Here is a 21,719-nt window from a genome sequence, read left to right as displayed (position 1 = left end):
CATAAACATATTTATCTAACCTCCCCAATGAACAAGTCATTGATGAATATTTACGCGGTCGATTAGATTGAAAACATACATAACATGTAAGTTTAGAGAAAAGAAAATGGAGCCTGCTATCCTTAAGATAGTAGGCCCCTAGTTATTATATTTCTTTGATATTGTCTGTATTTTTTTTTGATCAAATGCTTTTAATTAATTTACTGCGGTTTTAGTTTTAGTGTTACCCTGCTGATTTTTTAAAGCCTCGACAGGTTCATCACTTACTTCCGCACGTTTAATGAAGAAAACTAATATTAATGCAACAATGTTAATGCCAAGTGCGATATAGAATGAATATTGAATTCCGGCTAATAACGCTTCTTGGGTTAATAAAGCTTTATTGGCTGCTGTCAAAGTTGTTGGATCAACACCAGTCATTAAATCTTCAGCTTTTGTTTTTGTCACAGAATTCATAATCGTAATCAAAATAGCCGTACCAATCGAACCGGACACTTGCTGAGCTGTATTGTTGACAGCTGTACCATGTGGATTTAAGCGTGTTGGCAATTGATTCAGGCCGTTTGTCATAATAGGCATCATCACCATAGCCATACCAAACATACGCAGAGTGTACACAAGGATAATATAAGTGTGAGTCGAGTCGATTTGTAAGTTTGCCAACATGTACGTTGAGATCGCTGTAATCGTAAGTCCGATTACGCCAAGAACACGTGGGCCGTATTTATCAAATAGTCTACCTGTAATAGGTGACATAATCCCCATGATTATCGCACCAGGCAACATCATTAAACCTGAATCAAGTGGTGTAATACCTCTTACGTTTTGTACGTATGCCGGTGTTAAAATCATTCCGGAGAACATCGCCACTGCGTTTACAATCGCAATAACAGAGCCAAGGGCAAACATCGGATACTTGTAAACCCGTAAATCCAATAATGGCGTCTCCATTTTCAATTGACGGACAACGAAGGAGATCAGAGCAATAGCTCCAACGATTAAAGTGATTAAGACAACTTGATCTGTCCAGCCATCTGAACTTGCAGAACTAAACCCATATAACAAACCACCAAAACCGATGGAAGATAATATGATGGAGAAATAGTCCAGTGTTGCATTTTTGTTTTGCTGCATTATATTTTTGGATTTCCAAATCCCTAATAGTAAACTAATGACGGCTAACGGTAAAATCATTTCGAAAAGCAAGCGCCAGTCATAATATTCTACAATGAAACCTGATAATGTTGGCCCGATTGCAGGGGCTGTAATCATAACTAATCCGAAAATACCCATTGCTGTTCCGCGTTTTTCGCGTGGGAAACTTACCAGCATAATATTCATTAACAGTGGTCCCATTACTGAAGAGCCTGCTGCTTGAACCATTCTTCCTGTAAGCAATATGCCAAAGTTTGGTGCAACGGCTGCTATGGCCGTACCTAAAGTGAAGATGGTCATGGAAGTAATAAACAAACTTCTATTGGAGAAACGTGTTAATAAAAATGCTGACGCCGGAATCAATATACCACTGACCAGCATATAGCCAGTGGAAAGCCACTGGATCGTGGAATAATCTTTAATGTTCAAATCCACCATGATGGATGGCAGCGCTACATTTAAGAGCGAGTTATTTAGAAATGAAACAAATGCACCAATAAAAAGAATCGCAATCATTAAATAGGGTGGTTTTTTTTCTTGTAAAGCTGAATCCATATATGTCTTTTCTCCTTTTTTTACACTTCATTTAATCCCTTAGTCGTTTAAATATTTGTGTATAAACATCTATTTATTTAAATTTTTTTAAATCCTTTTTTCAGCAGTTCCATCTGCTCACCATAATTTTTTAAAGCTTCATCATAGGTTAAATCTTTTACGAATATTTGAATAAGGTTATCAAAGGTTACAGCTATAATGATTTTTAAAATATGTTGCAATTCTCGGTCCCCTTGTATATTTAAAGTTTCCGTATTCATTAACCCAATGATAGGTAAAAGATGGCTATCCCTATTTTCTTCATAAATGTTCTTCGTAAATGTTTTTTCCGTTTTATAATTCATATTTAAAAAGGCATTTCTAAAAAAGTTTTTGTGTTCTTGATTGGTGTGATTCTGAATCATAAATTGAAATGAATCGATAAAAGCTTCGAATATGTCTCCGTTGTTCTCCTTTAAAGCTGCGATAAATCGGTCACTATTTTTTTGTGAGGACTGGTTCAACAGGTAATAATACAGATCCTCTTTTTCCTCAAAGTATTGATAAAAACTTCCTCTAGAGATCCCCGCGTCTTTGATGATATTGGCAATAGATGCTTCGTGTAATGGAACTCGAGAAAATTCCCTTTTGGCACATTGAATTAACGTGTCCTGTTTATCTTTCGATAAGTGAAAAAATGTTTTTTTGGGCAAATATGATCCTCCAATCCTAATAAGTGACACCGTGTCACAATTGCTGATTAATGAATTATATATGACACTTGTGTCACAAGTCAATAATAAAAATGACACCGTGTCATATGTGGAAAAGGCACCTCATGATGCATGAGCTCGGAATCCGACGTTTCGTATAAAAATTCAACCTTGGAACTGGAAACACCGCAATAATCGGCTATTCCCACATTGAGCAGGAGTATGAGTTAACGGCTACGAGTGGGGATTAAAGCCCGCATTTCCGTGACTAGCGTGGACGTCTACGATTCCTACTTTATTGAAATTATAAAGGTATTTCAATAAAGTTGAAGAATACCCTATTAGAGATAGAATATTAATTTTAGAAGGGGAATGAAATGATTAAACGGCTTAGTAAGAATATACCGATATGGTTTCTTTTTGTAGGGATAGTGGTATTTATTCTACTGTGTATTAATTTTATTGAAATGAATACTAGAATTAATATGCTTGCATTGGAAATTTTGAGTATTGCTAATACAATTCGATTGTGGAAGAGTGAACGTCAGTCAGCAATGATGTTTCTATTGCTGGGTGTTTTGTGTGCGTTCTTTCTTATCAGGTCTTTAATTTTATATTGATTCCGAAGATCGGGAATTATTCATTCATGATATAAGGGCACTTAAGAAAGCCGATAAACACAACAGCTTCTGTGTGTTTATCGGCTTTCTTATGATGTTCCTTTTCTTAGTAACTCTCCGGCCAATTGTAAAAATTGTGCTTTGGTTAATTCTTTGTCCCCAAAGCTGGAAAGTGTGTAATATGCATCTTGCTCTTCATTGTACCAGTTTAGGTAATGATAACTTACGGCATTTTTTTTCATATTGTTATAGACAACTTCCGTTCCGGCGACTAAAATTTTGTCCGTTGAATTCTCTTTCTCCTGCTCTACAACCATATTTCCTCCATTCATGAGGATGACAGAAATTCCGATATGGGCCTTTCCTTTTGAATATATTCCGCTAATGCTTAAAGGCTCTGACCATGGTACGGTCTTCATGAACACCTTTTGCCCTGAAGAAGATTTGGCAGCTTGAACTCTAAGATCACTATATACTTTCTGGTAATAGGAGTCTTCCTTTTGCACATCAATTGTTGGAAATTTTGGGTTTATCTTTCCGTACTCGAAGGAATAGCCCATGGCGGTTAGAGGCAGGTTAGGAGCTCCTGTACGTTTGATTTCCTTCAAGAAGTCGGAGTACGAAGTTATTTGCTGTTCTTTATACTCAAAACGTAGTCCAAGCTCTGTAATTTCTGAAATTCTGTCGCTTTTCACAAAAAAAGCGATTAATTCCCCCGGCTTAGCAAAGTCCTGTACCTGGGCAGCAGAATAATCATATACGTTTGCCGTGCCAGTAGCAGGTTCATCCGAAGCAACATGTTGGACCTTAACGACCCCGTCACGAGTAAAGAGCTGGATGTATTCCGAAGCGGCATAAGCGCTGACTGAGATTAGCAAAATGAGGGCGAGCATACCACCCATTGCAACTGTGCTTCTCGTTGTTTTTTTCAAGACCGAATGACGGCGGCTTTCAATTAAAGAGATTCTGCGCATTACCTGGCAGGTGACGTCGATTTCAGGCATCCTCTCGTTGCTCAATGCTTGTTTTAAATCTTGGTATTCATGGGCAACTCTGTTTCGTTCCAAACGAATTCCTCCTTCAATTTCATGGATTTCCGAATCTTCTGCTGGATCCGTTTCATTCTCTTTACAAGCGCATTAGGGTTGACCTTCAAAATGGTGCCGATCTCCGCGAAAGTCTTGTCTTCAAACACCCGAAGTATAAGCAAGTTTCGTTCCTCCAGTGATAATCGAGACAGTGCTGCAGCCCATAGAGGCTTGTACAATATATTATCCAGCTCCTGTTCGTAGCTTATTACAACGGATTCTAAGGAAATAATCTTCAATACATTAAGATAAATACGGCGTCTTCGCAGCAGATTCAGGCAATGATGATAGGCGATCCGATACAGCCAAGCCGAAAAATGATTCTCTTTCTTGTATTGATGCAGCGATTGATAGGCTTTGACCAATACATCCTGTACGGCGTCTTCAGCGTCTTGTCTGTTGCCCAGCAAACGGTAGCAATAGCGGAAAATCGGCTGTTGAAATATCTTGATGATCGCTTCATATTCGTTTGTATTTCCTTGTTGAATGTTGGAGATAAGCGTTTCCACTTCTTCTGAGTTAATGTATTCCTGCGGCGATGCCAACACCTCCTTGACCTTTTATCCCTATAACACTTGAAGACAAAGAAAAGTGCCTCCGAAAAATGATTTTGTTTTCTTATATTTATTCTAGATTTTAGTGGGGAAAAAATGTTAAATTCGTGTATAAGCCGAGCGGCTTAAGTCATATAAACAGAGGACGACACATTGTGGAGAGAAGCCATTCTATTAGTATGATCGGATTTAGTATGGAGATGTTTATTTTAGCCATGGGTGTTATATAACATATTGATGGGACATAGTAAACGTGATTGATATGTTTTCATTCGAGAATTGTTACTTAAACTGAATTACACTAGCTGTAGACTAAAACTCGATAAAACTGTTGGGATTGTTGTTTTAAGGAAGGTCGACTTAGTTAGAAGAGAAGTAGGGGGCGACATGGAAGAACGCACCGATTTTTGAAGTGGACGTAGTAAATAAACCCCTATATGTTAGATGTGACTAACAGATTGGGAGAGTAAGAGGTGAAAATCAGCTTCTAGATATAAGGAATATTTTTATGTATCCTCAGGTATTAATTTTAGGATTAACATATTAAAAGAAATACTTTACTTAATTGATTATTGATTGAATACGTTCAGCTGCCTTATAAATTTGTTGGTTAAAATTATTATAGGGCCATGAGCATAAGATGAAAATATTTTGACATCCCAATTCAAATATCGTAATATTACGATATAACGATTCAGGAGGGGTATTTTTGAATACTGAAGCTTTTGATAGCACTAATTTAAAACAGTTCGATGAACCTGCTAATTTACTGAAAGCTCTATCTCATCCAATTCGCCTGTGCATTGTGCGCGGGTTGATGCGAAAAAAGAAATGTAATGTTTCATATATGCAGGAGTGTCTAGACCTTCCCCAATCAACAGTGTCCCAGCATTTGCAGAAGCTACGCAGTGCAGGTATTGTAACGACTGAGCGCAATGGCCTTGAAGTAAATTACGTGCTTGCCGACCAACGGATTGAACAGATGATACCTATTTTGTTTGGAGAGGAGATTGTGAATCATGAGTAAAAAAGTACTGATTGTGGGCGGAGTAGCGGGTGGTGCATCAGCAGCTGCCCGTCTGCGCCGTCTGGATGAACATGCCGAAATTATCATATTTGAAAAAGGACCCTATATATCGTTTGCCAATTGCGGCTTACCTTATTATATTGGTGGCTCGATCGAGGATCGAGAGCGTTTGCTAGTACAAACTCCCAAAGGTATGGTCGATCGATTTAATATTGATGTGCGTACACGAAGTGAGGTCGTCGCTATTGATCCGCATACTCGTACAGTTCAGGTACAAAGCCAGGAGCGCGGTCAATATGAAGAAAGCTATGACGAATTGATTTTGTCACCAGGTGCCAAGCCAATTATTCCCGATCTGCCGGGTACGGATAATCCACTGATTTATACAGTGCGCAGCATTCCAGATATTGATCGCATCAAGGAACAAATAAGTTCTTCTAACAACCTATCATCGATTGTTATAGGCGGGGGATTTATTGGTGTTGAAATGGCAGAAAATTTGAAGGAAGCTGGATTGGATGTAACGTTGGTAGAGGGTAATGGTCAGCTGCTCACCCCATTTGATGCTGAGTTGGCAGCAGCATTGGCACAGGAAATGGAGCAAAATGGGGTGAAGCTGTTGTTTTCCCAGCGGGTTCAGAGCTTTCAGGCACTTGAGCAGGGAATTAGTGTTGAGCTTGCAGATGGTCGTGTTCTGACAGCTGACCTGGTTATTCTTGCGATAGGAGTAACTCCAGATACAGCTTTTCTGAGAAATAGCGGAGTTTCCCTAGGAACACGTGGACATATTATGGTCAACGAAGCACTCGAAAGCAGTATGCCACATATCTATGCTGTTGGCGATGCCATCGAAGTAACTGAAACCATTCATGGCACAAAGACAGCTATTCCGCTTGCTGGACCTGCCAACAAACAGGGACGAATTGTTGCAGATCGAATCGCCGGACTAAGTTCCATCTACAAAGGAACACAAGGAACGGCAATTATTAAAGTGTTTGGAATGACCGGAGCAACTACAGGTAGTAATGAGAAAACACTAAAACGTCTCGGCATCGATTATCGAACTGTAATTGTGCATCCTGCATCTCATGCATCGTATTATCCGGGTTCCAGCGCGATTACACTTAAACTGCTGTTTACTCCGGTAGGTAAAATTTTAGGTGCACAAGCAATTGGTTATGACGGTGTGGATAAACGGATTGATGACATAGCTGTAGCCATTCATTTTGGGGGTCACATCAGTGATTTATCAGAGCTTGAGTTGAGTTACGCGCCACCGTATTCCTCTGCGAAAGATCCAGTTAATATGGCTGGTTATGCAGCTGAAAATATTACGGCTGGACGTGTTGAAACGTTCACCTATGATCAGCTAACTGAACGCCAGCCGGAGCAGTCGATATTGCTGGATGTACGCAGTGAGCTGGAGCATCGCAATGGGAATATTCCGGACTCCATAAATATTTCAGTGGATGAGCTTCGTCAGCGATTAGATGAATTAGACTCAACCAAAGATATTTGGGTATACTGCCAGGTTGGTCTGCGTGGATATACAGCTTCGCAGATTTTGCGTCAGCATGGCTTTAATGTGAAAAATCTGAGTGGAGGTTATAAAACATACCGCCAAGCACAATTTCGGCCTGCTCCAATTTCTACCGGAAACCATGATAATAATGATGGACAGGGTCAGAACAACAATCCGAAACATGCTGTAAAGGAAGCAGAGCTCTCCAATCCAATCTTTACAGAGCCACAGCGTATTGATAATGAGTTGAACGTGTGCGGTTTAAGTTGTCCCGGTCCGCTGATACAACTTAAGCAGAAAATGGATCAACTATCGAATGGAGAGACTCTACGGGTGAAAGCTTCCGATCCAGGATTTTATGAAGATGTGAAAGCATGGGCAACGATGTCTGGTTCCTCACTTCTACACTTGGAACGATCCCAAAGCGGTACTATTGAAGCTGTAATTGCCAAAAATACTGCGCAGACCGCATCGTCAGCTATGGAAACTCCTAAAGAGGAGCCTGCGAGCACGCTGGTTGTCTTCAGTGGTGATCTAGATAAAGCGATTGCTTCTCTTATTATTGCAAATGGGGCAGCAGCAAGTGGACGTAAAGTAACCATGTTCTTCACTTTCTGGGGATTGAATATTATCCGTAAGCATCAGCCACAGCCTGTATCCAAAACAATGATTGGCCGCATGTTTGACATGATGTTACCGCGCGGCAGCCACAAGCTAGGCATGTCCAAAATGAATATGCTTGGAGTTGGCCCAAAGATTATTCGAGGCATTATGAAGAATAATAATGTTGCTTCTCTGGAAGAACTGATGCAGACCGCAACTGCGCAGGGAGTTGAGTTTGTCGCTTGCCAGATGTCCATGGATTTAATGGGGATTCAGCGTGAAGAATTAATGGATTCGGTTAACATCGGTGGAGTGGGCTACTATCTGGGGCAGGCAGCTCATGCAAATCATAATCTATTTATTTAAAATCGGTTTGTTAATAAAACCATTCAACTGTTTAGTGACATGTGTTATCTTAAAAAGCAAAAGCCCCTTCATTGCTGAAGGGGCTTAGATTCGTTTATTACAATGTCCGTTCGATGAAACGTAGTAGGGTATTTATGCGGACTCAGTCCCGCCAGTGTTTCCTTCACTTTTAGGTTCCATCAACATGATATGACATTCCTTTTCGGCGGAGGGTTTGATCTCAAGTCCCCTCGGGACAATAAACATCTCATCCTTGGAAATTCTCACCTGACCATCACGAAAATCAATGATCATCTCGCCTTCAATCACGAAAAATAACTTATCGGTTTCGGGATGAACATGCCATTCATAATCGCCAGCAATCTTAACAATTTTAAATTGATAGTCATTCATTTCACCAATTAATTGGGGTGACCAATTATCTTTTATTTTAGATAGTTCCTCGCTTAGTTTAATCGCTTGATGATGGATAGTAAGCCCTCCTTATTTTTCACTTTCGATACAATGCTGCATACGCAACTCAAGACATGATGATGTTTTTCTTGGTCTGCCATAAGTATACTGATTTAATTTTTGCTTTAAAATGGATGCCTGTTGAAGTTAGCATGGATTATTGATGAACTTCCGTCGATATTCAGTAGGAGAAAAGCCAAATTGTTTCTTGAACACTTTACTGAAATAAAAAGGGTCAGCAATTCCAACCGCTTGTGCAATTTGCTGTACTGGCACATCACTTGTAAATAGCATTTTTTGTGCCATGTTTATACGGTATTTTAATAGATATTCTGCCGGGCCCATCCCTGCATGTTTTTTGAATACGTAAGAAAGTCGATTTCGATTAACGTTATATTGTTCTGCGAGCGATGTTATGGTAAGGCCATGATAGTAGTATTCATGAATATAATTAGATACCCGTTCGAATAAAGTATGTGATTCACTACTCATTTGCCTATTCGACACACTTATTAAGGCTTCGTTCAGCACATCGCGAAACAGCATTTCAGTCTGAAATTTTGAAATGCCTCCACGCTGATTATACACATGCCAAAGCTGCATAATTAATTCGATAAGACGTGGGGATTGTCCCGTTGATAATTCAAAATGCTGATGGGAAAAGCTTGACTCTTCTAGTTCTGAGCTACATATACGGTATAAAACAAGGATATATTCCCAGTTGGAGTTATCAAACGTTTTTTCATCCAATTTCATTTTTGCACCACCATGCACCACTTTTCCTGGCGAAAGAATATAAGGTGTTCCATTAAATTGAAATTGTATCTTTCCTGTAAGGGGAAACACAAATCCAGGAAAAGAGTCGGTATAGTCAGCGTGATTCACTCCTGGATTTGTAGCATATCTATATATTCCCTCTACTTGAAAAGGAATGTGTGCAAAATGTTCTGCTAACTGATTCACATCTATTTTCACGTTGTGTACCTCATTTCGATAGTAACTTACTCCACATTATTGATAACAATTCTCATTGTCAACCTATTTAAACAATAGTTTCATCGATGTTGAAACTTTAGCTTATGCGAACTATAGCTAAATAAAATGAAGAAGGCAGACGATCAAACGTGATCGTCTGCCTTTTTTGGGTTCAACGTTCTAATTACATGAAATTCAAAAGTTTTGTCTTTAGGAAAAGACTTATCTTAATAATTTTCTCCGCGATAATAGCGCTCCAATTTGTGATCCAAATGAACGAGCTGCGCTTTTTTCTCCTCGATATCTTCCAGCAACTTTTGCCTTTGATCTTGAATCAGTTTGGTTCTTTCCGGCAGAGTCGAGGTTCCTTCATTTACTTTGTCATAATACGTTTTGATATCCTCCACACTCATCCCGGTTTCGCGAAGACATTTGATAAAAACCAGCCAGTTCAGATCATCTTCCGTGTAAAGACGGTTATTCTGCTCACTTCGCGCAGCAGGCTTCAACAGGCCCTTTCTTTCGTAAAAGCGTATCGCCCCGATAGCGATATCGACTTTCTTCGCTACTTCTCCAATCGTTAACATGTTAACCCTCTTTTTTATCAAAATTTATAGTTGACCTACACTAAGTGTAGCATAGTAACTTATGTATTGTTAATGAAATCAAATTAGAGAAAAGAGGATTCACATGAAGAAGACCGCTTTTGTAACTGGAGCAAATAAAGGAATCGGATTCGAAATCGTTAAGCAGTTAGGACAAGCCGGCTGGAAAGTCGTCCTTGGTGCACGCAGCGTTGAACGGGGCGAAGCGGCTGTTACCGAGTTAACTTCTGAGGGGTTAGACATAGAATTTGTGCAAATTGACATGAGTGACTTGGAAACTATCGAAAGGGCAGCCGATATGATTGCCAAGGATTATCCGTACTTAACACTTTTGATCAATAATGCGGGTATGCCGGGTGCTTTCGCCCGTTCTTTTACGGATACCAAAGAAGAGAATCTGAGGAGCGCTTTTGAAGTCAACTTTTTCGGAACCTTTCGTCTGAACCAGCGTTTGTTCCCGTTAATCAAAGATAACGAAGGCACAATCGTTAATGTATCGACCGACATGGCTTCTCTGGATCATATGCAAAATGCTGGATTTGCTTTAAACGCATTCGATTATAACTCATCCAAAACGGCCAACAATGCTATGACAGTTTCGATGGCTTATGAACTTAAAAGCAGCAGGGCTCAAGTATTTGCGGTAACGCCTGGATTCACATCAACAGACCTCAACGGAAATGCTGAAGGCGGTAAATCAAAAGAGGCAGCTGCTGCGATTATCGTGGGTTATGCGACAGATGGCAAACATCATAACGGCGAATTCTTGAATGAGCAAGGCGTGTACGCCTGGTAATCCCATCTGCAAAGCAATGGTATCCAAATGTATTTTGGTTAGAGTAACATTCAACGGCTAATCAAAGGGGTAAAATGGCGCGAATTAATTTGGAAGGACAAGAACGAAGTGTTAAAAGGCTTTGTCATTATGTTGTGGTAAAGCTATATACTCGTTAAGTAACAGACATATTAAGCCGGGGCACCCGCTTAGTATGTCTGTTTTTCCGTAATCCTCCAGCTAATTCTTGTTATTTGCAAGCTAATGTTTTATATTGACATAAGAGTAGGTCAAAAATAAAAGAGGTGAGCGGACGAGATGACTCCACGCACAAAAGAACAAAACGAAGAGATCCGGCTGCGGCGCCTGGCGCAAATTCGTAAAGCCGCTGCCGATGTGTTTTTGAATAAAGGGTCTTTACTCGAAATCCGAGATGTGGCCATTGAGGCGGGACTCGGATATGGCACGGTATACCATTATTACAGTAATAAAGGCGATTTGCTCCACGATCTGCTGTGGGATGCGTTGGAGCGGGCCGGGGGAGCACCGGCAGCCCCACACGCTTCGAATTCGGGGGATGAGCCAGCGAATGGGCTCCTCGCCTTTGCTTCTGCGGCGAATACCGGAAACTTTGCTGTCGCGGATTCCCAAAGCGGAAACTACGAAACGACCGCTTCCGCAGAACTTGGCCCCGTCGCGGCAGCCAGCGTCCAGTTGCTGCAGCTTTGGGCGGAGGACCACGCCATATACCTGCTGTATAAGCTGGCTCTTGAGGGGTTTGCCTCGCTACCTGAAGCACGCTCGACCAAGCTTATGGCTGCTTTTCAAGATGAGGTGCTCTCGACGTTTGCTGCGCTGGTGGACACCGGGCGTGCGGCAGACGAGGATGATGCTTCCGGCGGAAACGCGGCGGAGCAGCCGTATCGGCTACAGCGCGCGGAAATGCTGATGGCTGCCTTGGTTGGGTGCGCCTCGCTTTCGCTGCGTCGCGAAAAGCTGCACGAGGAGGCAGGGGATATCGTCGGGTTTTTAAAATTATAGGATGCCTAAGGAGTGAATATACAAAAGATGATCATTATAAAATCACCTAGGGAAATTGAAGAAATGAAGCCGGCGAGCCAAATCGTTGCGGACTGTTACCGCGAGGTGACCAAACTAATCGAGCCTGGCATCACCACACTAGAAATCAATGATTTTGTTGCCAGGCACATCACCAAGCTGGGTGGCAAGCAGTTTACGAAAGGCTATAATGGTTTCCCCGCCGAAACCTGCATTTCGATCAACGATGTGGTGGCCCACGGCATTCCTTCGAAACGGGTAATCATGGATGGAGACTTGCTAAAACTCGACATCGTCGTGGAATACGGGGGATGGTTCGGCGATTCGTGTGTGAGCTATGCGGTAGGCAATATTCGGCCGGAAGTGCAAAAGTTAATGAAGGTGACAAAGGAATGCTTGGATCTGGGAATTGCTCGGGCTATACCCGGAGGCCGGCTCGGCGACATAACGTCGGCGATTCAAAAGCATGCGGAAGCGCATGGGTACTCGGTGGTACGTGATCTGTTGGCACACGGGATTGGGCGGAGCCTGCATGAGGAACCGACCTATGAGCATATCGGCGTAGCCGGCAAAGGCATTCGATTAAAAGAAGGCATGGTGTTTACGATTGAACCGATGATCAACGAAGGAACGTTCCGTATCAGGATCGACGACGATCAGTGGACGGCGAGAACGGCCGACGGCAAGTTGTCGGCACAATATGAGCATACGATCGCAATCACCTCGGATGGACCGCTGATTTTAACGGCTCAGTAATAGTAAATTTACGAATCTAAGAAAACCGCATTGTTATGCGGTTTTTTTATTATGACTTGGGTATCATGTCCAGGATAGCGCAATTGTTAAGTGTTAATATCATTAGTAATATAGAAGAATACTAGCCATACTTAATACTTAAGTTACATGGGGATTTCTTACAAGGAGGCAACTTGCAATGCATTATGACGTAATTGTAATAGGAGCAGGTTCAATGGGGATGGCGGCGGGTTATTTTTTATCCAAGAGTGGGAAAAGTACACTATTAATAGATTCCTTTAACCCGCCCCATAACAAAGGCAGTCATCACGGAGAGACAAGAATCATTCGGCACGCGTATGGTGAAGGTGAAAATTATGTTCCGTTGGCACTCAAGGCTCAAGAATTATGGAATGACTTAGAGAAAGTGTCGGGAAAACAATTATTTCTCCCTACTGGGGTTATAAACGTGGGTTACGAGAAAACAGATTTTATCCAAAATATCATTTCAAGCTCAAAAACCTATTCATTACCACTTGAGATTTTAGATTCCAATGAAGTAAATAAGCGCTGGCCAGGCATCAATTTACCGAACAATTACATTGGTTGCTACGAACCAACCTCAGGAGTGTTGAAATGTGAGGAATGCATTGAAGCATATCGAGAACTCGCAGAGCAAAACGGAGCTACCATCATAACCAATAGTAAAGTAAAAGAAATTATGGTTCATGATAAAAGAGTTACCATCAAGACCGAAGATCATACTTTTAGTGCTAATGCGTTAGTAGTTTCAGCAGGGGCCTGGTCAGGAAGTCTCCTTTCCATGTTGGATCTAAATCTTCCTCTTAATCCTATAAGAAAAACATTTGCCTGGTTTGATACTAAAGATGATTTATATAATCATAAGGAGTTCCCAGCCTTTTCGTTTGAAACATCTCACGGACATTATTATGGTTTCCCAAGCATTGATGGTTCCGGATTAAAATTAGGCCGACATGATGGAGGAGATACAATCAATCCAGATGAAGCCATCCTGGAATTTGGTGAACTAGAGGAAGACACGACAGATTTAAAACAATTTTTGCAACACTATATGCCCTCAGCACAAGAATTGAAGTTCGGTAAAACGTGTATGTATACAATGACTCCTGACGAAGATTTCATTATAGATACACATCCTAACTATCCAAACGTTGCCATTGCATCAGGTTTCTCAGGACATGGCTTTAAATTTAGTAGTGTAGTTGGACAGATTTTAAGTGATTTGATTATATCAGGGAAAACGGAACATAACATTTCTCCATTTTCAATCAATCGATTTTAAGAATCCATTCAAGAGAAATTTTATGTGCTGCCACTTGTATGCAGTGCGAAAACAATCTAGCGATAAAAAAATACAAAGACCGGTCTTCTTTTAATAGAAGTTCGGTCTTTTTTGCATTTACAGAATATTAACACGATGCAGATATGGACCTGATTTTTAACCCGTAACATAAGTATTAGATGTGGGAACGGTCCCACATTCAGCAAAACGTGCATAACGTAAGTCATGAAGATAACGGATTAATGAAAGGTGGTGCGCCGCAATGAAGCTGCTGGATCTACAAGGATACGCATCTCCGGAGGATTCCAAAACACATATCCACATTCCTTTTGAGTTGGAAGAGGGCTGCGTGAAGCTGAACCTGCGATTACAATATACGCCGAAGACGCTTGAGAATCGGGAGAATGCGCTACGGCTGCTCGAGGAAAGTTACGATCTATACATTTTGCCGGAACATCGGGAATACGCGATTGCCAATGCTGATCGGCATCTCCCTCTGAAAAATCTGATCACACTCTCGCTGGACGATGCTCGCGGATACCGAGGGGCGTGCCACCGCCAAGACGAGGTGCAGGATCTATATGTATCGGAGAGAGAAGCTTCTCCCGGCCTTATGGCGGGTGAGCTGGTTCCGGGGCCCTGGAGCGTCACATTAAGCCTGCATTGCATCGTGACCGATACGTGCACTTATCGGCTGGAAGTCTGGACGACAGAGGAGGACTCGATATGAAGTGGTTCGCCTGTGAACTGCATACACATACGCTGCACAGCGATGGCAGTCAGACGCTGGGAGAACTGGCAGCGGGAGCAGCCAATCTGGGCTTCGACGCCATCGCGCTGACCGATCACAACACGATGTCCGGCTTGAGCGGCAAAGCGGAAATCGAGCAGAGGTACGGACTACGAATCATTCCCGGTATGGAGTGGACAACTTTTTACGGTCATATGGTGACGATAGGACTTAGCGCTTTTGCCGACTGGCGTCAAGCGAATCGGGATGGAATTGATGCGGGGATCGAGAACGTGCATCGACTCGGTGGAATCGCCGGGCTTGCTCATCCCTTCCGAATCGGCAGTCCTGCCTGTACCGGTTGCTTCTGGGAATACGAGATTGGGAACTGGTCCGCTGTCGATTACATCGAAGTCTGGTCCGGCACGTTCCCTTCCATTCAGACGAACAATCGGCGAGCTTTTGATCTGTGGACTCACAAGCTGAACGAAGGATATCGGATTGCAGCCACTTCAGGCAGGGACTGGCATGCGCAGGGCGAGACAGACGATCCGATCTCAGTTACTTATCTCGGGATTGAGGACGACGCAGTGGCGGGGAACGGAGGCTCGACAGCCCTTTCGCTCCATGAAGAAACGCTTATCCAAGCGCTGCGGGAAGGGCGCGCGTCGGTAACGATAGGTCCTCTGCTGACCTTGACGCTGGAAGCTGGAGATGCATTGTATGCAATCGGCTCTACCGTTCCAACGGTAGTCGAGAGACGGGAAGCTGCAGAGGATCCGGTCCGGGCGAACTTGATGCTGGACTTCTCGGTCCGTTCCGGACTCTGGTCGCTACAGAAGCAGGTCTGCAGATTGAAGCTATGTTCCAATCTGGGCGAGGAGCTTAATCTTGAAGTTCCGTCTTCATCGGACGAACAGATGATGCAATTTGAAGCCCAACTGAGGGAGTCCGCTCCAGAAATCCCCCGCAGTTGGATTCGTGCCGAGCTGTGGGGAACCGTACGAGGAGTCCATGTACTGATCGCCTTTACCAACGCGATCTATTTCGAAGAAGGAGGATACCCGCGATGAACAAATTCCCGCTGATCACAGCCCATACTGGCTGTATGGGCCATCCTGATCATTCTTTCGAGTCACTTCAGGCAGCCCTAACACTTGGCGTAGATATTTACGAAGACGATATCCGTTCGACTCGGGACCATGTGCCGGTGCTTGCCCACGATGACAATATCACTTTGGCAGATGGAAGCTGCGGCAGTCTTGCAGAAATGACACTGAAGGAGTTGAACACCGCTAGACTATCGCCTATTCCAACACTTCAGGATGTGCTTGAGCAGATACGCGCAGCCGGTAAAGTGATGAACCTTGATATCAAAACAGACAGTGCTCTGGAGCCGGTCTCAGCTCTGGTGAATCGGATGGGTATGGCGGAGATGGTGTTTCTCAGTGGCTGCGATTACGGGTCAGCGGTTAAAGCTAGTCGTTACGCTCCAAGCATACGCAGGCTTCTTAATGTGAACAAGCAAAGCTTCGGCAGTCTGAGCTACGACGAGGCAGTGTTCCAGGCGTGTGCAGATGCTCGCGAAGCCGGCTGCTTTGGGATTAACGTGCCGTATCAGGTCGTTCAGCCAGAACTTATGGAAGCTGTGCAGCGGAGCGGTCTGGCTATCTACGTCTGGACGGTTTCAGAGGCGGACGATATGCGGCGACTTGCACAGTTGGGCGTCGACTCGATAACAACCCGTGATCCGGCGAAGCTAATTGCCGTCCGGGAAGAGACGGATTTTGCAAAGGAGAATAGGGATTGGACAATAAGCTGAATCATAGTTTGCGGGAGCTGGCTCAACTGGCTGGTGTATCGAAATCGACTGCTTCTCGGGTTATCTCCGGAAACGGATATGCGAGTCCTGAAGTCCGGGATCGCGTTCTCAAGGCGGTCGAGCAGCTTCGCTACAAGCCGAGCGCCGTCGCCCGAGCGATGGTCGCCAAGCGCACGTACAACATCGGAGTCATCGTTTTCCGTGACAGGCTGCCGATCGTGTCCCACACGCTGTATGGCAGAATCATTGACGAGATACTGATGTCCGCTGAAGAGATGGGCTACTCGATTTTCCTGAAGACCGATAGGGAAATGTCGCTGCGCTCCACTGATTATATGCTGGAACAGCGGGTGGATGGACTCATCCTGGTCAGCCGGCTGCAGAAGAACGTCATCGATTACGTCAAAAACTTCAATATCCCTTATCTGATGGTCAACGGATCGACGGAAGATCCGGACGTCGTGCATCTCGTGAGCAACGATGAAGCCGGTGGAGAACGGGCGGCACAGCATTTATATGACTGCGGACACCGCAAATTCTTTATCATCGCTGGACCGGGCGAACATCGGAGCCACTCGCTGCGATTGGAGGGCTTCCGAAAACGGCTGGAGTCCCTCGGCGTTAGTTCTGAACAGGACGGATTTACCGTTGTCGAGTCATCGGAATCGAGCTTCGATTCCGGTCGGAAGTTGATGGAGGAGCATTATGTGGCATTCCGGGATGGACGATACAGCGCTCTGTTCAGTACAAATGACATGCTTGCACTGGGTGCGATGAAGGTGCTTCTGGAGCGCGGAGTCCGCGTTCCGGAGGAAGTATCCGTTATGGGCTACGACAATACCGAAGTGGCCGGAATGTACCACCCATCACTGACTACCGTCAGCGTGGATGCATCTGGTATTGGCCGAGACGCGGTATCGATTCTGGATCGCCTGATTAGCGGCGAGGGGAGCGTGCCGCGCCTGATTGAATACGAAAGCGAAGTGATTGTTCGTCAATCGACAAATGGAGGGGAGGACGGAACATGTCTTGGTACTGGAAACACGTAGGTCCCAGAAGAATAATCGAATTTGTGTTGCTGACCGTGTTCGCCATTTTTTTCGCAGGTCCGCTGGTCAACCTGCTAGTGCTTGCCTTTAGTGAAAAGTGGAATTATCCGGATATTCTGCCCCAGGTATGGGGCTTCAAATGGTGGGAGTTCGTACTGGCAAAGGACGATATTGTCTCGTCGATCTCACTGTCGTTCCTCATTGCTACTCTGGTGACCCTGCTGTCCATCGTCGTCTGCATCCCAGCAGCGTATGCCTTCGCAAGACTCCAGTTTCCGCTGAAGCGGATGTTCCTGTTCTCGTTCCTGCTGACACATGCTTTTCCGAAAATGGGGTTGTATGTTTCCATTGCGGTTCTTTTCTACCGGATTGGACTGATGAATACGCTGCTCGGCGTTGTGCTGATCCATATGATCAATGTGTTGATGTTCATGACCTGGATTCCGACCTCCGCCTTTCGCAACGTGCACCGGGCGCAGGAAGAATCGGCGCGGGACGTTGGGGCAAGCCCGTTCAAAGTGTTCCGCAGCATCACCCTGCCAATGGCGATGCCCGGCATCATGGTCGCTTCGATCTTCACGTTCCTCAATTCGCTCGACGAAGCGCAGGGCACGTTCCTGGTTGGTATTCCCGATTACAAAACAATGCCAATCGTCATGTACTCCATTATTTCCGACTTTCCGAGCAGCGCCGGAGCAGTATTCTCGATCATCCTGACGCTGCCTACTATTATTTTGCTAGTGGCAGCTCAGCGGCTGGTGAGCGCGGACGTGCTGGCGAGTGGTTTTCAAATGAAATAAAAATATTTCGGTCGATATACCGAAGCAAGGGGAGGCAGAAGTATGCAGTTGTCTGTACGAGAGTTAGCCAAACGCTACAAAACGGGTGACGGGGTCAGCGGCATCAACATCGATATTGAAAAAGGCGAGCTGGTCACCCTTCTTGGTCCCTCCGGGTGCGGGAAAACTACCGTACTCCGGAGCATCGGCGGATTTCTCGAACCGGACTCCGGTGACATATTGATCGAGGGCAAGAGTGTCATTCAACTGCCACCGGAGAAACGGCCGACCTCGATGGTGTTCCAGAGCTATAACTTGTGGTCGCATATGTCGGTATACGACAATCTGGCCTTCGGCCTGAAGATCCGCAAAATGCCGAAGGAAGAGATCCGCACAGCGGTCGAAGATGCGCTCAAGCTGGTCCGACTGTCGGGTTTTGAGAAGAAATATCCGGCCGAGCTTTCGGGAGGACAGCAGCAGCGGGTTGCGCTGGCTCGGTCTTTGCTGCTGAATCCGGCGGTACTGCTATTGGACGAGCCTTTCTCGGCGCTGGACGCCAAGCTGCGGCACGAAATGCGTGAGGAGCTGCGTGAGATCCAAATGAAGACCGGGCTGACAATGGTCTTTGTCACGCATGATCAGGAAGAAGCACTGTCGTTGTCCGACCGCATTATCGTCATGAATCACGGGCGCATCGAGCAAATTGCTCATCCGCAGCAGATTTACGATGAGCCCGCTTCATTATACGTCGCCGGTTTTATCGGCAAAATGAATTTCCTTAAGGGGGTGGCGGAAGGGGAGAGCATCCGGATTGCACATCTTCGCCTGCCGAACGAGAAGGGGTTAAGTGGACAGGTGACAGCTGCGGTCCGACCAGAAGACGTACAGGTGAGCAGTACTATGATGGGTGAAGGTACTTTGGCGGGTAAGGTCAAGCAGGTCATGATTCTTGGACATTACGCCGAAGTTACCGTGGAACTGGTGGAATTCGGCATTATACGTGCTTTTCTGAACAAGGAATTCGTTGAGCAGCTGCAGGTAGGAAAAGACGTCGGCGTCTCGATCTCGAAAATGACCGGATTCCCGGTCGATGAATCGAACTGAGGAGGATGAATGATATGCGTATGAAAAAGCCATTTTTATCATTGTTGACTGTTGTGGGATTATCAATGTCATTGCTGGCCGGGTGTGGAAACGGAAGTGAGATAAAAAGTACAACCACCACCGGGGGGAACGCTGCTGCATCAAGCGATCAGGTGAAATTTAACTTCTACTTTACGGGCTCTCAGAACGTCAAGGATCTGTGGGATTCGCTGGAGCCAATGTTTGAGAAACAGCATCCGGATATCGACGTGAATCTGGTCTATATCCCGTCCGGTACTGGTGCTGAGCCGACCTACGACCGGATCGTGGCCGCCAAGAAAGCGGGTAAGGGCTCAGGAGACATTGACCTGTACGAGGACGGAATCACCTCCGTTGCTCAGGGCACAAAGGATGGTATTTGGGAGCAACTGAACGAGAAGGACATTGCTAACCTGAGCAAAGTCAACACAGACACGATGAAGGATGTGGACAACTTCGCTGTTCCGTATCGTTCGTCCGCCGTGGTTCTAGCCTATGACAGCAGCAAAATCTCCAATCCACCAACTACGCTGGACGAGCTGTTGCAGTGGATCAAAGCCAATCCCGAGCAGTTCGCTTACAATGACCCGTCAACGGGTGGTTCCGGCAGTTCGTTCGTGCAGACGATTGTCTACAAGGACCTGCCGGAAGAGGACATCCACAACTCCGATCCGGCGATCATGGAGAAGTGGGATGGCGGTTTTGACACGCTCAAAGAAATCGGACCATATGTCTATGGGCAGGGCATCTATCCGAAGAAAAACCAGGGCACGCTGGATCTGTTGATGAATGGCGAAGTGTCCTTAATTCCGGCCTGGTCCGACATGGTGTTGCAGCAGCTGAACGAAGGTTTGTTGCCGGATACAATTAAGATGCAGCAGATCACGCCAGGCTTCAACGGCGGACCAACGTACCTGATGGTCAACCAGGAGTCGGACAAGAAGCAAGCGATCAATGAATTCCTGAACTTTGTTCTGTCCCCTGAAGCGCAGGAAGTGATCGTTGACAAAATGAATGGCTTCCCGGGCATTGAGCTCTCCAATATGTCACAGGAAATGCAAAATAAGTTCGACGGTGTGGCCGAAGGCTTCCGTACGTTCAACATCGGGGATCTGGGCACGGAAATTAACAAACGCTGGCAGAGCGACGTTGCCGCGAAATGAGTAAGGAAGCCAGACAGTCGATCACAGGCCTGGCGATGGTGCTCCCCTCCTTCGCCATCCTGTTGATCGTTGTCATTATCCCGATTGTTCAATCCTTCATCATGAGCCTGAGCAACGGCTCGGGTGGATACGATCTGAGCCGCTATACCTATCTGTTCACAGATAAGGGGATGCGCAGCAATATCGTATTTACACTTCGGGTCACTGCCATTACGTGTGTTGCCGTAATCTTGATCAGCTACACCCTGGCGATCTATATGCGCTTCAACCAGGGGCCGATCGTCAATCTGATTCGTAAAACGTACATGATTCCGCTGTTTATCCCTGGTGTTATTGCAACTTACGGTCTGATCAATTTGCTTGGCAATCATGGCTGGCTCGCCCGTATGCTTGAGGTGGTCGGGATTACGCTGCCACGCATCATCTTTGACGAGAAAGGAATCATCATCGCCAACCTGTGGTTCAACATTCCATTTACGACGATGCTGCTCAGTTCCGCGCTGTCGGGCATTCCTTCATCGATCATTGAGAGTGCAAAGGACGTGGGTGTAGGCAGACTGACGCTATTTACCCGGTTTATTTTCCCGCTGTCGTACAAGACATTTCTTGTTGCCCTGACCTTTGTCTTCATGGGGGTCATCGGCTCGTTCACTGCACCCTATCTGATCGGAGCCAACTCTCCGCAGATGCTTGGTGTCTCCATGCAGCAGGTATTCAGCGTTTTCCAGGAGCGTGAACAAGCCGCAGCGATTGCTTTCTTCTCATTCCTGCTCTGCTCGGTGCTGGGTGCTTTCTACATCCGGTCGATGGCGGAAGAGGAGAAGGCGAAGGTTTAGACGAGTTCCAAAAAGCTGAAGTGGTCCTTTATAGGGAGCGCTTTTCTTTTTTTTGATGGAAAAAAAGATCAGCACTTTCTCTAGTTGGCAAAGGTGAAAATTAACAACCC

At 45.0% G+C, this 21,719-nt stretch carries 21 protein-coding genes; 14 read left to right on the top strand and 7 right to left on the bottom strand.

Annotation, left to right across the window (positions count from 1 at the left end; translation table 11 throughout):
* Positions 1 to 195 precede the first annotated feature (195 nt).
* The 4 genes from BLS14_RS08015 to BLS14_RS07995 all read right to left on the bottom strand — a co-directional run bounded on the left by BLS14_RS08015 (position 196) and on the right by BLS14_RS07995 (position 4,658).
* Positions 196 to 1,710 (bottom strand): DHA2 family efflux MFS transporter permease subunit, encoded by a 1,515-nt coding sequence (locus BLS14_RS08015; protein ID WP_063562635.1) that lies wholly within the window; start codon positions 1,708 to 1,710, stop codon positions 196 to 198.
* Positions 1,711 to 1,787: 77 nt separating this feature from the next.
* A complete protein-coding gene (locus BLS14_RS08010; RefSeq protein ID WP_063562634.1) occupies positions 1,788 to 2,402 on the bottom strand; it encodes a TetR/AcrR family transcriptional regulator in 615 nt (204 codons plus the stop codon).
* Between the two features lie 709 nt (positions 2,403 to 3,111).
* The gene (locus tag BLS14_RS08000; RefSeq protein ID WP_090950854.1) at positions 3,112 to 4,089 is read right to left on the bottom strand and encodes a hypothetical protein; all 978 of its coding nucleotides are present in this window, start codon (positions 4,087 to 4,089) and stop codon (positions 3,112 to 3,114) included.
* Positions 4,050 to 4,658: an RNA polymerase sigma factor gene (locus BLS14_RS07995; RefSeq protein WP_240321261.1), complete on the bottom strand. Its 609-nt coding sequence runs from the start codon at positions 4,656 to 4,658 to the stop codon at positions 4,050 to 4,052. The genes BLS14_RS08000 and BLS14_RS07995 overlap by 40 nt, the downstream gene beginning before the upstream one ends.
* Before the next feature lie 715 nt (positions 4,659 to 5,373).
* On the opposite strand from BLS14_RS07995, the gene BLS14_RS07990 reads away from it, so the two are divergent.
* Positions 5,374 to 5,691 carry an ArsR/SmtB family transcription factor gene (locus tag BLS14_RS07990; RefSeq protein ID WP_090950850.1) on the top strand — a complete coding sequence of 106 codons (318 nt, stop codon included), beginning with the start codon at positions 5,374 to 5,376 and terminating at the stop codon, positions 5,689 to 5,691.
* Positions 5,684 to 8,182 (top strand): FAD-dependent oxidoreductase, encoded by a 2,499-nt coding sequence (locus tag BLS14_RS07985; RefSeq protein WP_090950847.1) that lies wholly within the window; start codon positions 5,684 to 5,686, stop codon positions 8,180 to 8,182. Before BLS14_RS07990 ends, BLS14_RS07985 begins: the two co-directional genes overlap by 8 nt.
* 132 nt (positions 8,183 to 8,314) lie before the next feature.
* Here BLS14_RS07985 and BLS14_RS07980 read toward each other — a convergent pair whose 3' ends face one another.
* The 3 genes from BLS14_RS07980 to BLS14_RS07970 all read right to left on the bottom strand — a co-directional run bounded on the left by BLS14_RS07980 (position 8,315) and on the right by BLS14_RS07970 (position 10,197).
* A complete protein-coding gene (locus BLS14_RS07980) occupies positions 8,315 to 8,653 on the bottom strand; it encodes a cupin domain-containing protein (protein WP_079693797.1) in 339 nt (112 codons plus the stop codon).
* A 129-nt stretch (positions 8,654 to 8,782) separates the two neighbouring features.
* Positions 8,783 to 9,610 (bottom strand): helix-turn-helix transcriptional regulator, encoded by an 828-nt coding sequence (locus BLS14_RS07975; protein ID WP_079693796.1) that lies wholly within the window; start codon positions 9,608 to 9,610, stop codon positions 8,783 to 8,785.
* Positions 9,611 to 9,837: 227 nt separating this feature from the next.
* On the bottom strand, positions 9,838 to 10,197 hold the full coding sequence (locus tag BLS14_RS07970; RefSeq protein ID WP_063562626.1) for a MerR family transcriptional regulator: 360 nt from the start codon (positions 10,195 to 10,197) through the stop codon (positions 9,838 to 9,840).
* Between the two features lie 103 nt (positions 10,198 to 10,300).
* On the opposite strand from BLS14_RS07970, the gene BLS14_RS07965 reads away from it, so the two are divergent.
* The 12 genes from BLS14_RS07965 (at position 10,301) to BLS14_RS07910 (ending at position 21,609) form a co-directional block, all read left to right on the top strand.
* Positions 10,301 to 11,011 carry an SDR family NAD(P)-dependent oxidoreductase gene (locus BLS14_RS07965; protein ID WP_072733155.1) on the top strand — a complete coding sequence of 237 codons (711 nt, stop codon included), beginning with the start codon at positions 10,301 to 10,303 and terminating at the stop codon, positions 11,009 to 11,011.
* Positions 11,012 to 11,308: 297 nt separating this feature from the next.
* Entirely contained in the window at positions 11,309 to 12,031 is a 723-nt protein-coding gene (locus tag BLS14_RS07960; RefSeq protein WP_079693795.1) for a TetR/AcrR family transcriptional regulator, read from the top strand.
* Between the two features lie 27 nt (positions 12,032 to 12,058).
* The gene (map, locus tag BLS14_RS07955; protein WP_090950842.1) at positions 12,059 to 12,805 is read left to right on the top strand and encodes a type I methionyl aminopeptidase; all 747 of its coding nucleotides are present in this window, start codon (positions 12,059 to 12,061) and stop codon (positions 12,803 to 12,805) included.
* 178 nt (positions 12,806 to 12,983) lie between these two features.
* Complete coding sequence (gene solA, locus BLS14_RS07950) at positions 12,984 to 14,108, top strand: N-methyl-L-tryptophan oxidase (RefSeq protein WP_079693793.1); 1,125 nt, start codon at positions 12,984 to 12,986, stop codon at positions 14,106 to 14,108.
* A gap of 262 nt (positions 14,109 to 14,370) precedes the next feature.
* Complete coding sequence (locus BLS14_RS07945) at positions 14,371 to 14,838, top strand: hypothetical protein (protein WP_079693792.1); 468 nt, start codon at positions 14,371 to 14,373, stop codon at positions 14,836 to 14,838.
* Positions 14,835 to 15,911, top strand: coding sequence for a CehA/McbA family metallohydrolase (locus tag BLS14_RS07940; protein ID WP_079693791.1), 1,077 nt, complete (start codon positions 14,835 to 14,837; stop codon positions 15,909 to 15,911). The genes BLS14_RS07945 and BLS14_RS07940 overlap by 4 nt, the downstream gene beginning before the upstream one ends.
* Positions 15,908 to 16,660: a glycerophosphodiester phosphodiesterase gene (locus tag BLS14_RS07935; protein WP_063568311.1), complete on the top strand. Its 753-nt coding sequence runs from the start codon at positions 15,908 to 15,910 to the stop codon at positions 16,658 to 16,660. The genes BLS14_RS07940 and BLS14_RS07935 overlap by 4 nt, the downstream gene beginning before the upstream one ends.
* On the top strand, positions 16,645 to 17,709 hold the full coding sequence (locus BLS14_RS07930; RefSeq protein WP_090950840.1) for a LacI family DNA-binding transcriptional regulator: 1,065 nt from the start codon (positions 16,645 to 16,647) through the stop codon (positions 17,707 to 17,709). The genes BLS14_RS07935 and BLS14_RS07930 overlap by 16 nt, the downstream gene beginning before the upstream one ends.
* Positions 17,685 to 18,509 (top strand): ABC transporter permease, encoded by an 825-nt coding sequence (locus BLS14_RS07925; RefSeq protein WP_076289304.1) that lies wholly within the window; start codon positions 17,685 to 17,687, stop codon positions 18,507 to 18,509. The genes BLS14_RS07930 and BLS14_RS07925 overlap by 25 nt, the downstream gene beginning before the upstream one ends.
* A 42-nt stretch (positions 18,510 to 18,551) precedes the next feature.
* Positions 18,552 to 19,592 (top strand): ABC transporter ATP-binding protein, encoded by a 1,041-nt coding sequence (locus tag BLS14_RS07920; protein ID WP_079693789.1) that lies wholly within the window; start codon positions 18,552 to 18,554, stop codon positions 19,590 to 19,592.
* A gap of 14 nt (positions 19,593 to 19,606) precedes the next feature.
* Positions 19,607 to 20,773: an extracellular solute-binding protein gene (locus BLS14_RS07915; RefSeq protein WP_090950836.1), complete on the top strand. Its 1,167-nt coding sequence runs from the start codon at positions 19,607 to 19,609 to the stop codon at positions 20,771 to 20,773.
* Positions 20,770 to 21,609, top strand: coding sequence for an ABC transporter permease (locus BLS14_RS07910; RefSeq protein WP_079693787.1), 840 nt, complete (start codon positions 20,770 to 20,772; stop codon positions 21,607 to 21,609). The genes BLS14_RS07915 and BLS14_RS07910 overlap by 4 nt, the downstream gene beginning before the upstream one ends.
* The last annotated feature ends 110 nt before the right edge of the window (positions 21,610 to 21,719 follow it).

Source organism: Paenibacillus sp. OK060 (genome assembly GCF_900101205.1).
Lineage (GTDB): Bacteria > Bacillota > Bacilli > Paenibacillales > Paenibacillaceae > Paenibacillus > Paenibacillus marchantiae.
Note: the sequence above shows the minus strand (reverse complement) of the source record. Positions and strands in the feature narration are given on the sequence as shown.